Below are 12,672 nucleotides of genomic sequence, written 5' to 3'. Positions count from 1 at the left end.
GGTGTCCTTGTCCAGCCGGTGCACGATGCCCGGCCGGCGCTCGCCGCCGATGCCGGAGAGGTCGTGGCAGTGCGCCAGCAGGGCGTGCACCAGCGTGCCGGTCTGATGGCCAGCGGAGGGATGCACGACGACGCCGGCCGGCTTGTTCAGCGCCAGCAGATCCGCGTCTTCGTACAGAATCGCGAGCGGCCGCGGCTCCGGCAGCAGCTCAGTCGGCGTGGGCGGAGACAGCACAACCCGCACCGCCTCTCCAACGCGCGGCTTCATGCCCGCCCGCGCCGCATGACCGCCAACCAGCACATGGCCCTGCTCGATCAGGCGTTGCGCAGCGCTGCGGGAGAGTTCAGGCAGGGAGCGCGCGAGAAGGAGGTCGAGTCGCTCGCCCGCCCGACCGGCGACCAGATCAAGGACACGCGGTCCGGCGGCTGGCGCCGCTGCCGCACCGGACGGTTGCTCAAGGCGTGCAGCGGACGTGGGGCCGGTCACCGCTGCTCGCGCTGCTGCTCACCGTCACGACCGTCGCGGAAGACGAGAAACCAGGCGAGCACGCACACACCCACGACAATGCAGGAGTCGGCGACGTTGAAGTACGGGTAATGCGGAAACTTGATGAAGTCCGTGACGCTGCCGAGCCGCACGCGGTCGCTGAGATTGCCGATGGCGCCGCCGAGCTGCATGCCGAAGGCCACGCGCAGCACCGGATGGTGAAAGGGCGGGTACAGGTAGTAGAGCACGATCGCGCCGAGCCCGATCAGGCTCGTGACGACGAGGAAGACGGTCTGATCCTGCAAGATGCCGAAGGCGGCGCCGGTGTTGGTTACGTGCGAGATGTGCACGAACCAACCGGAGGAGGGCCACGACTCGCCCATCTGCAGATGCGTGCGCACCAGGTGCTTGGAGAGCTGATCGGCCGCCAGCACAACGATCGCCACCAACGCCAGCAGCCACCACTGGCGCCCCCGCGCCGCGGCCGGGCGCACCGGGGAAGCCAGGGTACGATCGAGGTGGCCTTCAGCGATATCGCTCACCGGTCGAGCGTACCATTCATGCCGCCGCACGCCAACAATCGGCCGCCGGGCACCCTTCCGTGCAAGCGGCGCCAGTGCGGTCCGGCGCTGGCGAACAGGAGCCGGCGTCACAGGCGCCCGTGTCACCCGTGTCAGAGGAGGTATTTCCCCTCACGTTCGTGACGATGTAACGCCTTGACCCCTTCCAGAGACGATACCTATGATCGATTCGAGGCCGAAACACCGGCCTCGCACACAGGAGGCGGGCGTGGCGATCGACATTTTTGGGCGGCGTGAGAGGTCGGAGCGTGCCACGTACGGCGACCGCCTGCCGCCGGGCCAGCGGCTGACCGACGGCTGGCCGGTGCTGCACTACGGCGGCATCCCACGCTTCGACAAGGAGACCTGGCGCTTCGAGGTCGTCGGCCTGGTGGAAGAGAAGCTTTCGCTGAGCTACGACGAGCTGCGCGCCCTGCCCAACACGACAATTCACTGCGACATCCACTGCGTGACGCATTGGAGCAAGTTCGACAACGATTTCACCGGCGTCAAGCTCACGGACCTGATGCAGCACGTGCGTCTGAAGCCAGAAGCCATGCACGTGATGGTGCACTCCCACGGCGGCTACACGACGAACATCGCGATGGAAGAGCTGCTGGACGACGATGTGTTGCTCGCCTGGGCGCACAACGGCCAGGATCTCGAGCCGGAGCACGGCTGGCCGCTGCGCCTCGTGGTGCCAAAGCTCTACTTCTGGAAGAGCGCCAAGTGGGTGCGGGGCTTGCAGTTCATCGACCGCGAGCGCCCCGGCTTTTGGGAGACGTACGGGTACCACATCCACGGCGACCCGTGGCGCGAGGAGCGCTATTCGTAGCTTTGCGGCGACGCGCACAGCACCCGGGTCAAGGCGGGATGACGGGCAAGCTGCGTCATCCCGCCTCCGACTGACGGCCACTGCAACCCGGCAAGGCGCTCGCCTTATGCCGCGAGCCGGCCCAGCGCCACGAAGCGGTGCGTGTAGACGCCGTCGGGCACGCAGGTGAGCAGCGTGACGACCGGCGCCGTCGCCGTATCCATCACCCAGGTGTCCGTCGGCAGCACCACGTTCGTACCCGTGATCGTGTAGTGAAACCAGTTGCCGGCCGCCGTCTGCACGGAGACGCGGCTGCCGAGCTTGTTGGCGATCGCCGGCAGGTTGCGGAAAACGCTGCCCTCGCCCTTGACCGGGCTGCTAATGTGGCCGGCGAGCACCATGTTCCCGGGCGATCCGGGCAGCCCCGTGCCGATCAGGTGTCCGACCGCGTGGTCGGCCGTCTCCCAGACGAGTTGGCCCTTCTCCAACCGCGTGCCGACCTCGACCACGGGCACATCGCTCAGGCCGATCGACTCGATGCGCAGCCGCACCGGCCGCAGCTCGGGAGAGACGCTGGCGGCGCTGGGCGCAGGCGTCTGCGCCGCGAACACCGCCGGTTCGCTGCCGTCCGCCGGCGTGGGCGGCGCGGCGCTGGCCGTGGAGGGAGCGCCGCCGGGGCTGCCTGCCGGCGCAACGCTGGCCTGCGCGCCCGTGAGTACGGCGGGAGCCACAGGTGCACCGGGAATGGTCACGCTGCCGCGTCGCAGCGATCCGAGGTCGGCCTCCGCCTGGTGTCGGTAGATCTGGTACGCGGTCGCCGCGCCCACGAGCGAGCCGCCGGCCGCCAGCATCGCGTTGCCGAGATAGCGCCCCAAAAACACGCGCCGCGGCACCCGCCGCATCGCTCCGTCGGCCATCGTTACTCCACCACCCCACCCGCGTCCGATCCGTGACGTGCAGCCGGTTCTTCCGCCACAGACGCTCTGGTCTGCTGCTCCTCGATCACGGTCGGCCCTTCACCGGAGGAACGCGCCAACGGCACGCCGCGGCCGCGGCGCACGTCGAGCCAGGTGAGCGCGCCCGTCACCACGAGCAGCACTGCCGCGTACATCACCCAGGGCTGTGCGACCAGCCATTCTCCGCGGCGGCTGAGCAGGTAGCCCAAGCTAAGCCCGCCGGCGACGCCGGCGAGCGCACACAGCAGGGCGATCGAAAACAGGGAACGCAGGCGCTTCATACGCTGAGGGAATCCCGGCGTCGTGCCGCCAATACCAGTGTACACCGATTCAGATATCGGCTCAGGCCGGCGCAGGCTCGACGCCGGCGAGCGCCACGCCGGCAGGGGCCGCCTCCAGCTCGGCGCGCAGCCCGAGGTAGACGCCGGCCAGAACGACGATGCCGCCGGCGATGCGCAGCGGTCCAGGCAACTCTCCGAGGAAAAGCGCGGCGAGCACGGTCGCGATCACGGGTTCGCCCAACACGGCGATCGCGACAAACGGGGCGCTGAGGTAGCCCAGCGCCCAGTTGAGCGAGGAGTGGCCGAGCAACTGCGGCACCAGCGCCAGTAGCACGAACATCAGCCAGGTCTGCCCGTCAAAGCCGGAGAGTCGCTGCCGTCCGGCCAGGGCCGCGACGGTTAACGCGATGGCGGCGATGGGATAGACCGTGCCGATGTACGTCGTCACCGACGTGACAGCGCGCAACCGCCTTCCGAGCGCGAAATAGGCCCCGGCGAAGGCGGCGCCCGCCAAGGCCAGCAGATCGCCGGCCAGCGCCCGCCCGCCGCCCACATCGGCCGCGCCGATGATCAGGCCGCCAGCGAGGCATACGAGCATCGCCAGCACTGTTGCGCGGCTGACTCGCTCCCCGCGCAGCATGACAACGCCGGCGACGAACAGCGGCGACGTCGTGACCAGAGCGACGCTGCTGGACACGGTGGTCATCTCCAGCGAGGCGATCCAGGTCGCGAAGTGCAGCGCCAGACAGCCGCCGGAAAGCAGCAGCCAGCCCCAGTCCGCGCGGTGCAGGGCCGGCAGCTCGCGGCGGCCGCGCATGGGCAGCAGCGCGATCGTCGGCACAGAGGCGAACAGCAGCCGGTAGGCCGCGGTGCTGAGCGCCGGCGCGTCGGCCAGTCGCACGAAGAGCGCCGCCGCCGAAACCGCCAGCACGCCGGCGAACAGCACCCCCACAACCGCGGCGCGAGACCGTCCCATACGGGCATCATACCGGCGGCCGGCGCTGCGGGCATGGAGACCGGCAGCGAAACTGGCCCGCATCCCGGCGCCCCGCCGCGGGGAGCCGAGGCGCCGGCCGAAGCTCAGCGCGCCGCCGGTGCGGGCGTTGGTGTGTGCGCCGGGCCAGGTCGCGATGCGGGCGTGACCGTGCGCACCGGCGCCTGTCCCGTGATCGTTACGACCATCGCTCGCAGGCGGCCCTGCTCCGGCCGGCCGAGAATGATTACACGGGTGCCGCGCCGCAGCACCGTCTGCGGCTGGCGGGCGCGGTCGCGGCGGACGATCGTCGTGGCGTCGAAGGCCACCTGCACGAGCCTTCCGTCGCGCTGGCGCACGATCGCCTCGCGCCTGGCGGGCATCACCAGCGCGATCGTGCCGACGAGGTAGTGGCTCGTTTGCTTTGCCACGCTGGCCGGCGGTGTACTGCCGAGCTCGCCGGCGGGCGCGGGGCTGCCGGATGCATGCGTCATGCCCAGAAGCATGCCGCCGACCAGCACTGCCAGGGCAGCGATGAGGCTGCCCAGCTTCACGGCCATGCCGTGCCTGCCCGGCCACACCAAGCGGGTCATCAGCCGCCCCACTCCGGCAACGGACTCATCGTCCCGACCTTCAGGATGCGTCGGCCGAGGCAGCGGCCGGCGCTGAACCAGAGACCTTCAAGAGCAAACGCGTGGCCAGCGCGAGCAGCGCAAGATCGGCGGCCACCCCGATCAGGTGCAGCCACGGCACGGCATCGCGCACGGCGGCGAAGTAGATGCCGGGTGAGTCGGTCACGACCGAGATGTCGTGCAGGGCCATCGAAAGCAGCGCCCGCAGGCCGGACCGCTCCAACTCAATGCCGGTGAGAAAGGCCAGCACGGCCAGGGCGATCAGCGCCGCAACGTAGCCCGTTGCGAACAAGGCGCGCTGCCAGCGTTGCCAGCGCGCCACCTCGCCCTGCCGCGCCCGCGCCATCACCCGTGCGACGAAATCCGCCGGCGGCTCAGCACCCTCCAGCCGCGCATACAGCCGGTCGATCGGATCGCGTTCGTCGTCGTCGCTCACCGCGAGAAGCCTCCATCGATAGCACGCCCTGGCAACGCCGGCGGTTTCAGGGACCATGTTCGCTGGCTCGCCATTCCGTACCTCTTCTCCGCGTCATCCGTCCGCCCGCCTCTACAGGACGTCCAGGAGCCGGGTGCGCAGCAGCGCCTTGGCGCGGTGGAAATGCGTCTTTACCGTGTTCTCCGGCAGCGCCAGCGCCTGGGCAATCTCGGCAAAGCTGAGATCGCCGGTGTAGCGCATGGCGACCACCTGCCGGTAGCGCTCCGGCAGACCAAGCACCGCCTCATGCAAAATGCGCTGCAGGTCGGCGCGTTCGGCCAGTTCCTCCGGCAGCGGGTCCGAATCTGCCACGCGCTCGGCGATGCTGCCGTCTTCTGCTTCCGGGCCATCCACATCGGAGAAGAGCAGCGGCCGCTTGCGTTTGAGAAAGTCCAGGCACTTGTTCTTCGCGATCACGTAGAGCCAGGGCTTGAAGGGCAGGTCCGTGCGTGCAGCCGGCAGCGAGTTGTAGACCTGCACGAACACATCCTGCGCCACGTCGTCGGCGTCGGCGTAGCTGCACAGCATGCGGTAGACGAAATTGAAGATCGGCCGGCTGTAGCGCTGCACCAACTCTTCAAATGCCCCGATCTCGCCGCTGAGGAAGGCGGCGACCAACTCCTCGTCGGTGCGCGCGGAAAGAACGGAGGCTGCCTCGCTCATGACCGGCACTCCGCGCCGGCCAGGACAGGCCGTTCCGTAGCGTTCGCGGGCGAGCAGCGGTTGCCGCGGCGCGGCATTCCCGGCGCAACTCCTCGTCGTCGCTCACACGCGCGAGCAGGCTTCCGGGTTTCGTGCCGGCTGCCAGCGTCGATCACGTCGTGCCTGGATGCAAGGTCCAGGGCGCGCCGCGCCGCCTGTCACCCGCTGTGCGCGATGCGGCGCCGCGCTGGTATGCTGAGGCAGCAATTCAAGCACAGATCTCCCGGCGATCGCCGGGTATGGAGCAGTCACAATGGCAGCGGGATCGCGCAACAACCCGGATAACAAGGGCAAACAGGGCGATACAGGCATGGAGACGGTGCTCGTCTGCACGCCCACAAAGGGCGGCCTCGGCATGCGCAAGGTCTTCGTGCAGCGGCCGAAGGCGGGCAAGTAGGTGATCGCGCGCCGCTCGACCCGCCCGCCGGGGTCGCGGCTCGTTACCCGACCTGGGCTGACCGGCGAAGTTGAGCGCCGCCTGGCGCGTTCACGGCCGTGAGCGAGCGGGCCGCCGGCATCCTCCTGCATCCGACATCGCTGCCCGGCCCGCACGGCTGCGGCGACCTCGGCGACGCCGCCTACGGCTTCGTGGACTGGCTGGCCCGTGCACGTCAGCGGCTCTGGCAGATCCTGCCCCTTGGCCCCACCGGCTTCGGCAACTCGCCGTACGCCACCCGCTCCGCCTTTGCCGGCAACTGGTTGCTGATCTCACTCGAACGGCTGCGCGACGCGGGGCTGCTCGAAAACGCCGATCTCGACGGCGCCCCGGCGGCACAGGCAGACCGCGCCGACTTCGCCGCCGTGCTTCCCTGGAAGCAGGAGCGCCTGCGCCGCGCCTTCGCGCACTTTGAGGCCGGCGCCGGCGCCGAGCAACGCGAGCGGCTGCAAAGCTTCGCCGCGGCGCAGGCGCACTGGCTCGACGACTTTGCCTTGTTCATGGCCTTGCGATCCGCGCACCAGGATCAACCGTGGAGCGCGTGGCCCTCGGCGCTGCGCTCGCGTGACGCGGCGGCGCTGGCCGATGCAGAGCGAAGCCTGGCCAGCGAAGTCGCCTTCCAGCGCTTCGTGCAGTGGCAGTTCACCGAACGGTGGGGCGCGCTCAAGGCGTACGCCAATCAGCGCGGCGTGCGGGTGCTCGGCGATCTGCCGATCTTCGTGGCGCTGGACAGCGCCGATGTCTGGGCGCACCCTGAGCTGTTTCAGCTCGACGCCGCCGGCCGGCCGCTCGCCGTGGCCGGCGTGCCGCCCGACTACTTCTCAGCCACCGGGCAGCGCTGGGGCAACCCGCTATACCGCTGGGATGTGCTGGCGCAGACCGGCTACGCCTGGTGGATCGAGCGCTTCCGGCACGCTCTGACGCAGGCGGACCTCGTGCGCATCGACCACTTTCGCGGCTTCGAGGCGTATTGGGAGGTCCCTGCCGACGAGGCCACCGCGGTGAACGGCCGCTGGCAGCCGGGACCCGGTATCGCCTTGTTCGATGCCGTGCGGGCGGCGCTGGGCACGACGCCCTTCGTTGCCGAGGATCTCGGCGTGATCACCCCCGAAGTCGAGGCGCTGCGGCGCGCGGTCGGGGCGCCGGGCATGAAAGTGCTGCAGTTCGCCTTCGGCGACGACGCCACGAACCCCTATCTGCCGCACAACTACACCGCGAACGCCGTCGTCTACACGGGCACCCATGACAACGACACGAGCGCCGGCTGGTGGGCCGCGCTTGGGGAAGTGGAGCGCGACCGCGTGCGCCGCTACCTGGCGCGAGATGGCAGCGACCTGGCCCATGACCTGATTCGCCTGGCCTACAGCTCCGTGGCAGAGATGGCGATCGCACCGGCGCAAGACGTGCTGGGCCTGGGCAGCGAGGCGCGCATGAACCTGCCGGGCCGGGCGCAAGACAACTGGGCCTGGCGGCTGCTGCCGGGCGCCCTGCGCGACGACCATGCCGCCTGGCTAGCGGAGCTGGCGGACACGTACGGCCGGGCGCCACGGGAGGCGTAGACGCCGGCAACGAGCGTCAGGCGGCGGCGACCGCGGCGCCGCGCACTACAGCGCCGGCCTTCATCACGAAAGAAACATCGGCAAGCAGCGCCAGGTTCTCGATCGGGTTGCCGGGCACGGCGATAAGGTCGGCGGCAAGACCGGGCCGCAGCGCGCCCGCAAGCTGGCCGATACGCAGCGCCTCGGCCGCGCGGCTCGTCGCGGCGCGCAGGACGTCCGTGGGCGGCATGCCGGCCAGCGTCTGCAAGAGGGGCAGGACGCGCGGCAGGGTGTCGTGCGGCGTGTTGGGAATGCCGCAGTCGGTGCTGCTGATCAGGCGGGCGCCGGCCCGGTATAGCGCCGGCAGGCGCACGGCGGCGCTCTGGCGAAACGCCGCGGCCTGCGGGCTTTCCGTGAGCAAATTGGCCGAAAGCGTGGGCGAGACGTAGATCCCCTGCGCCACGATCGCCTCGATCGTGCGTTCGTCCAGGTCGAGGCCGCCGGGCTTCTGGAAGCTGCAATGCTCGAGCGTGTCCACGCCGGCGGCCACGGCCCGGCGCACGCCTTCGGTGCCGTGGCAGTGCGCGGCGATGCCGTGCTCCAGGCGATGCGCCTCTTCCGTCGCCGCGCGCAGCTCTTCGACCGTGTACTGCGCCTGGTACGGGTTCGAGCCCGGCGTCATATGGCCGCCGGTGGCGAAGATCTTGATCCAGTCGACACCGGCCTTGTGCTCGCGCCGCACGGCCCGGCGCAGCTCAAGGTCACCGTCGGCCTCGCCGCCCAGGAAGTGGCAGTGCCCGCCGGTGACGGTGATCGGCTTGCCCACGCACAGCAGGCGCGGCCCGGCGATCGTTCCCTCCTCGATCGCCCGCCGGACGTCGAGGTCGAGGTGCGAGCGGCAGCCGAGGTCGCGGGCCGTGGTGATGCCGGCGTTCAGCATCGCGGCGGCGTGGGCGGACATACGCAGCAGCGCATGGTTGTCGCTTTCGGCCAGTAGATGCGGCACTGGCTCGGCGCTGCCGTCGAAGATCAGGTGGACGTGGCAGTCGATCAAGCCCGGCAGCAACGTTGCGCCGGGGAGCTCGATCACCGGCACGCCCGCGGGCAGCGGCGTCGTCTGTTGCTGGCCGATGCGGGCGATGCGACCCGCCTCTATCAGCACGAGCGGCCGCCGCAGCAGCTCGTCGCTGGCGCCGTCGAACAGCAGCTCCGCCCGCACGGCCAGCGTGCCTGGATTCGCCATCTCCCTGTCACCTCGTCGCGCCGATCCGGCTCGCGGCCGGCCGCTCCGGCCATTCTGTGCCAGTCTTCCGCCGCGGGCCAGCGCCGCGAGCGTACGGCCCTATCGATTCGCGCGCAGGCCAAGGCTGTACGTCCGATCCGGGCCGGAGCCGGGCGGCAGGTCGGGCCCGCGTTCCCAGCCGGTAGACTCGTACAGATGGCAGGCTTCGCGGAACGCCGAGCGCGTCTCCAGCACCAGGCGGCGGTAGCCCAGCGCCCGTGCTTCCTCGACGGCACGCGCCAGCAGCGGCCTGCCGAAGCCCCGCCCCCGACAGCGCGCGTCCATGAAGAACTTGCTGAGATGGCCCGTCGCGGCGCCGTGCGGCGCGATCGCCAGCGAGCCGACCGCCACGCCGCCCAGCTCCACCACCAGCTCCAGCACTCGCGGGTCAGTCGCCGTGCCGAAGGCCATCACGTCGGCGTCGAGCCCGTCCGGCTCCGGCTCGATGCCGTAGGACCGCAGCGTGGCGAAGACAAACTCGCGCACCGCTGGGCCGTCCTTCGGCGTGGCGCGGCGGATGCGCATCAGTGGATCGGTCGCTTCGTTCCCCATCCCCTACCTCAAGTTGCCTTCGTGCCCAGAGCGGCCGGCCGCTAGGCGCTGAGCACGTCCAGCTCGCACTCGACGATCTCGACATCGGGGCGGGTGTGCTCGACAAACTCCACCATCGCCTGCAACTGCTGCTGTGCGTGTTGCCTGCTGTTGGAGACGCAGCAGAGGCCGATGCCCGCGAGCTGCCAGGCCTCCTGCTGATCGGTCTCGGCGACAGAAACGTTGAACTCGTTCGCAAGCCGCGCCAGCAGCGACTTGATCACCTGGCGCTTGCCCTTGAGCGAGTGATTTTCGGCCAGACGCAGCGTGAGATGGCAAACGCCAACATGCATCGTTGTCGCGGCTCGCTGAACTACCGTCCCCGGATTCCGGTCGTGTTTCCGGCCGGCCCCGCATACCGCGCAGTCAGCGTAGCGCAGGCGCGGCGTTCGGCGCATGGGGCTGCGAAGCGAGGTCCGCTGTCTGACCGCCCCGCTGCATGACGAAGGGCTGGTCGCGTGCGCACGAATGCCGGAGAATCGCGGCAGCGCGACCGGGCCGCCGGCCGCGTCCGCCCGGAGGCCGACGACTATGGACGCTGCCCTGCTGCCCGACTATGCCCTGCTCGACCGGCTCGGCGCCTCCGGGCAGATCTTCTACCCTCGCGACGACTGGAGTCCGCCGCCGCCTTCGGCGCGCGACGAACTGGTCACGGTCGCGGATGGCGTGCGCGTGGCCTGTCGCTTCCACCCGCTCGACCGCGCACTGCCGAGCCTGCTCTTCTTCCACGGCAACGGCGAAGTCGTGAGCGACTACGACGGCCTCCTCGATCTCTATCGGCAGGCCCGCGTCAATCTCTGGGTAGCCGACTATCGAGGTTACGGCGCCAGCGAGGGCCGGCCCAGCTTCGCCGCGCTGGTGAGCGACAGCCACGCCGTGCTCGACCGCTTCCACGCCGTGCTGGACGATTCGGGCTTCGTCGGGCCGCGCTTCGTCATGGGGCGCAGCCTGGGCGCCCACCCGGCCCTGGAGCTGGCCGCCCGCCGCGCCGATCGCCTGCGCGGACTGATCGTGGAGAGCGGCTCGGCGAACCTGGAGCGGCTGGCGCGGCGTCTGGCTTCGTCGGCGCCTCCGAAGGAGGTCGAGGAGCTGATCGCGCGACATCGGGCGAAGGTCGCGGCGATCGGCTTGCCGGCTCTGATCATCCACGGCGAGTACGATGAGCTGGTGCCCATGCAGGCGGCGCTGGAGCTTTACGACGCGCTCAAGGTCGAGCGCAAGGAGCTGGTGATCGTTCCCGGCGCTGGCCACAACGACCTGCTCTGGCTCGGCGCGCAGCAGTACATGGCCGCGCTCGGCCGCTTCGTCTCGGGGGGCATTGCATAGCCACGGGCATCGTGGGCAAAGCTCCGAAAGCACGCGTGCGGCTTGTCAGCGCACGCCGGCAGGCGGCACGATTGCTGGTGAACACCGCTTGCGCCGGGCATGAGGGCGGAGCGGCAGGGAGGAACCGATGACGAGCGCAACGGCGACCGACAGCGTAGTGCTTTTTGAGCGCAGGGGACGCGTGGGCCTGATCACGTTGAACCGCCCGGACCGGCTGAACGCCTGGAGCGGCGCGATGGGCGACGGCGTGCGCGAGGCGATCGGCGAGTGCAACGACGACGCGGGAATAGGCGCGATCGTGATCACCGGCGCCGGGCGCGGCTTTTGCGCCGGCGCCGATCTGCGCCCCGATCCGAACGCACCGCCGCGCGCGCGCCGCGGTGCGGAAGAGCCGTACTCGATCTTCCTGCAACGCTCGAAGCCGGTGATCGCCGCGATCAACGGCCCCGCGATCGGCGTCGGTCTGACGCTGCCGCTCGCCTGCGACGTGCGCATCGCCTCGGAGCGGGCGCGGCTTTCGATGCGTTTCGTGCGCATCGGCCTCACACCGGAGCTGGGCTCAACCTACCACCTGCCGCAGATCGCCGGCCTCGGCTTCGCCGCCGAGCTGATTCTCACCGGCCGCATCATCGACGCGGCCGAGGCGCTGCGCATGGGCGTCGTCAACCGCGTGGTGCCGCACGATGAGCTGGTCGAGACGGCGCTGGCGCTGGGGGAGGAGATCGCCTTCAATCCCGAGGAGCAGGTGCGCTGGGCTAAGCGGTTGCTCTACGCCAACGCCGCCAACGACAACGTCTTCTCTGTGCTCGACGCCGAAGACCAGATCTTCGGCGAGGCGCGGCGCTCGGCCGCCTTCGCGGAGGCGGGCCGCGCCTTCGCCGAGAAGCGCGAGCCCAACTTCCACGGCTGAGCCGACTGCCGCCGGGTCACGCAGCCGTACGACAGCCGCCGCCGGGCCGGTCCGCGCCCCTCAATGGCGCGGCGCGCCGTCCGGCATGCCCTTGAGCGCGCCGAGCTGGCGCAGCAGGCCGATCATGTTGAAGCGCGTCCACTGTTCCACGATGCGCCCGTTCTCGAAGCGGCGCATGGCAAAGCCGTCCCATTCGGCCACCCGGCCCGTCGGCGCCAGGCCGGCGAAGGCGCCGGTGTGCGTACCTCTGGAGACCAGCCGCGCCACGACCAGATCGCCCTCCGCAACAATGCTCTGCACCTGCACATGCAGGTCGGGAAAACGTGTACGCATCTCGCGCACGTGCGCCTTCACGCTCTCCGGCCCGCGGCCACGCTCGGGGTGGCCGGCGTCGACGAACGACGCGGCGTACGCTTCGTCGATCACGCCGAGCCGTCCCTCGCTCTCCGCCTCGTCGTGGATGCGTCGCACCAGCTCCTTCATCGCCGCGATGGTCCGAGCCGAGCCATCATTGTTCACAGCCGCAGCCTCTCGCGGGTGAGTGCGCGGAACAGCAGCAGGGTGAAAGAGGCGACGGCGAGCAGCAGCACCGACAGCGCCAGCGCGGTGTAGAGGTTGGCCTCCATCGCCGTCATGATCGCCAGCGACAGCGTCTGCGTGCTGCCGCGCAGGTTGCCGGCGAACAGCATCGTCGCGCCGAACTCCGACAG

At 70.0% G+C, this 12,672-nt stretch carries 18 protein-coding genes; 5 read left to right on the top strand and 13 right to left on the bottom strand.

Annotation, left to right across the window (positions count from 1 at the left end):
• Both VKV26_09540 and lspA read right to left on the bottom strand, forming a co-directional pair.
• Nucleotides 1–402, bottom strand: a 402-nt coding sequence (locus tag VKV26_09540) for a S4 domain-containing protein (protein HLZ70133.1), incomplete at its 3' end; no start/stop codon positions are given.
• Between the two features lie 80 nt (nucleotides 403–482).
• A complete protein-coding gene (lspA, locus tag VKV26_09535; GenBank protein HLZ70132.1) occupies nucleotides 483–1,028 on the bottom strand; it encodes a signal peptidase II in 546 nt (181 codons plus the stop codon).
• 247 nt (nucleotides 1,029–1,275) lie between these two features.
• Here lspA and VKV26_09530 point away from each other — a divergent pair, with 247 nt between their 5' ends.
• Entirely contained in the window at nucleotides 1,276–1,881 is a 606-nt protein-coding gene (locus VKV26_09530) for a sulfite oxidase-like oxidoreductase (GenBank protein ID HLZ70131.1), read from the top strand.
• Nucleotides 1,882–1,985: 104 nt separating this feature from the next.
• Here VKV26_09530 and VKV26_09525 read toward each other — a convergent pair whose 3' ends face one another.
• From VKV26_09525 to VKV26_09500, 6 genes are all read right to left on the bottom strand, one after another.
• Nucleotides 1,986–2,777, bottom strand: a complete 792-nt coding sequence (locus VKV26_09525) for a sortase (protein ID HLZ70130.1) — start codon at nucleotides 2,775–2,777, stop codon at nucleotides 1,986–1,988.
• Between the two features lie 2 nt (nucleotides 2,778–2,779).
• Nucleotides 2,780–3,097, bottom strand: a complete 318-nt coding sequence (locus VKV26_09520) for a hypothetical protein (protein HLZ70129.1) — start codon at nucleotides 3,095–3,097, stop codon at nucleotides 2,780–2,782.
• A gap of 61 nt (nucleotides 3,098–3,158) precedes the next feature.
• Nucleotides 3,159–4,073, bottom strand: a complete 915-nt coding sequence (locus tag VKV26_09515; protein HLZ70128.1) for a DMT family transporter — start codon at nucleotides 4,071–4,073, stop codon at nucleotides 3,159–3,161.
• A gap of 104 nt (nucleotides 4,074–4,177) precedes the next feature.
• Nucleotides 4,178–4,663, bottom strand: coding sequence for a hypothetical protein (locus VKV26_09510; GenBank protein ID HLZ70127.1), 486 nt, complete (start codon nucleotides 4,661–4,663; stop codon nucleotides 4,178–4,180).
• 40 nt (nucleotides 4,664–4,703) lie between these two features.
• Complete coding sequence (locus tag VKV26_09505; protein HLZ70126.1) at nucleotides 4,704–5,138, bottom strand: hypothetical protein; 435 nt, start codon at nucleotides 5,136–5,138, stop codon at nucleotides 4,704–4,706.
• A 111-nt stretch (nucleotides 5,139–5,249) separates the two neighbouring features.
• Nucleotides 5,250–5,840, bottom strand: coding sequence for a sigma-70 family RNA polymerase sigma factor (locus VKV26_09500; protein HLZ70125.1), 591 nt, complete (start codon nucleotides 5,838–5,840; stop codon nucleotides 5,250–5,252).
• 292 nt (nucleotides 5,841–6,132) lie between these two features.
• On the opposite strand from VKV26_09500, the gene VKV26_09495 reads away from it, so the two are divergent.
• Both VKV26_09495 and malQ read left to right on the top strand, forming a co-directional pair.
• Complete coding sequence (locus VKV26_09495; GenBank protein ID HLZ70124.1) at nucleotides 6,133–6,276, top strand: hypothetical protein; 144 nt, start codon at nucleotides 6,133–6,135, stop codon at nucleotides 6,274–6,276.
• A 98-nt stretch (nucleotides 6,277–6,374) separates the two neighbouring features.
• On the top strand, nucleotides 6,375–7,874 hold the full coding sequence (gene malQ / locus VKV26_09490; GenBank protein ID HLZ70123.1) for a 4-alpha-glucanotransferase: 1,500 nt from the start codon (nucleotides 6,375–6,377) through the stop codon (nucleotides 7,872–7,874).
• A 16-nt stretch (nucleotides 7,875–7,890) separates the two neighbouring features.
• Here the strand turns inward: malQ and VKV26_09485 are convergent, their stop codons facing one another.
• The 3 genes from VKV26_09485 to VKV26_09475 form a co-directional block, all read right to left on the bottom strand.
• On the bottom strand, nucleotides 7,891–9,096 hold the full coding sequence (locus tag VKV26_09485; protein ID HLZ70122.1) for an amidohydrolase family protein: 1,206 nt from the start codon (nucleotides 9,094–9,096) through the stop codon (nucleotides 7,891–7,893).
• Between the two features lie 99 nt (nucleotides 9,097–9,195).
• Nucleotides 9,196–9,687 (bottom strand): GNAT family N-acetyltransferase, encoded by a 492-nt coding sequence (locus tag VKV26_09480; GenBank protein HLZ70121.1) that lies wholly within the window; start codon nucleotides 9,685–9,687, stop codon nucleotides 9,196–9,198.
• Nucleotides 9,688–9,728: 41 nt separating this feature from the next.
• The gene (locus VKV26_09475) at nucleotides 9,729–10,019 is read right to left on the bottom strand and encodes a DUF503 domain-containing protein (GenBank protein HLZ70120.1); all 291 of its coding nucleotides are present in this window, start codon (nucleotides 10,017–10,019) and stop codon (nucleotides 9,729–9,731) included.
• A 238-nt stretch (nucleotides 10,020–10,257) separates the two neighbouring features.
• On the opposite strand from VKV26_09475, the gene VKV26_09470 reads away from it, so the two are divergent.
• The gene (locus tag VKV26_09470; protein HLZ70119.1) at nucleotides 10,258–11,052 is read left to right on the top strand and encodes an alpha/beta fold hydrolase; all 795 of its coding nucleotides are present in this window, start codon (nucleotides 10,258–10,260) and stop codon (nucleotides 11,050–11,052) included.
• A gap of 127 nt (nucleotides 11,053–11,179) precedes the next feature.
• Nucleotides 11,180–11,962 (top strand): enoyl-CoA hydratase-related protein, encoded by a 783-nt coding sequence (locus VKV26_09465; GenBank protein ID HLZ70118.1) that lies wholly within the window; start codon nucleotides 11,180–11,182, stop codon nucleotides 11,960–11,962.
• A gap of 60 nt (nucleotides 11,963–12,022) precedes the next feature.
• Here the strand turns inward: VKV26_09465 and VKV26_09460 are convergent, their stop codons facing one another.
• Nucleotides 12,023–12,433, bottom strand: a complete 411-nt coding sequence (locus VKV26_09460; GenBank protein ID HLZ70117.1) for an ester cyclase — start codon at nucleotides 12,431–12,433, stop codon at nucleotides 12,023–12,025.
• Nucleotides 12,434–12,477: 44 nt separating this feature from the next.
• Nucleotides 12,478–12,672 (bottom strand): molybdate ABC transporter permease subunit (locus VKV26_09455; protein ID HLZ70116.1); only part of this gene is annotated, 195 nt, incomplete at its 5' end.

The sequence above is a fragment of the Dehalococcoidia bacterium genome, assembly GCA_035310145.1.
In the GTDB taxonomy this organism is placed as follows: domain Bacteria; phylum Chloroflexota; class Dehalococcoidia; order CAUJGQ01; family CAUJGQ01; genus CALFMN01.
This window is presented reverse-complemented; position numbering and strand designations above follow the sequence as displayed.

Bases quoted from the DNA above. Each gene is read 5' to 3' on its own strand.
- VKV26_09525 (HLZ70130.1), bottom strand. From the start codon at position 2,777: ATGGCCGACGGAGCGATGCGGCGGGTGCCGCGGCGCGTGTTTTTGGGG.
- VKV26_09520 (HLZ70129.1), bottom strand. From the start codon at position 3,097: ATGAAGCGCCTGCGTTCCCTGTTTTCGATCGCCCTGCTGTGTGCGCTC.
- VKV26_09515 (HLZ70128.1), bottom strand. From the start codon at position 4,073: ATGGGACGGTCTCGCGCCGCGGTTGTGGGGGTGCTGTTCGCCGGCGTG.
- VKV26_09510 (HLZ70127.1), bottom strand. From the start codon at position 4,663: ATGACCCGCTTGGTGTGGCCGGGCAGGCACGGCATGGCCGTGAAGCTG.
- VKV26_09500 (HLZ70125.1), bottom strand. From the start codon at position 5,840: ATGAGCGAGGCAGCCTCCGTTCTTTCCGCGCGCACCGACGAGGAGTTG.
- VKV26_09495 (HLZ70124.1), top strand. From the start codon at position 6,133: ATGGCAGCGGGATCGCGCAACAACCCGGATAACAAGGGCAAACAGGGC.
- VKV26_09485 (HLZ70122.1), bottom strand. From the start codon at position 9,096: ATGGCGAATCCAGGCACGCTGGCCGTGCGGGCGGAGCTGCTGTTCGAC.
- VKV26_09480 (HLZ70121.1), bottom strand. From the start codon at position 9,687: ATGGGGAACGAAGCGACCGATCCACTGATGCGCATCCGCCGCGCCACG.
- VKV26_09475 (HLZ70120.1), bottom strand. From the start codon at position 10,019: ATGCATGTTGGCGTTTGCCATCTCACGCTGCGTCTGGCCGAAAATCAC.
- VKV26_09470 (HLZ70119.1), top strand. From the start codon at position 10,258: ATGGACGCTGCCCTGCTGCCCGACTATGCCCTGCTCGACCGGCTCGGC.
- VKV26_09465 (HLZ70118.1), top strand. From the start codon at position 11,180: ATGACGAGCGCAACGGCGACCGACAGCGTAGTGCTTTTTGAGCGCAGG.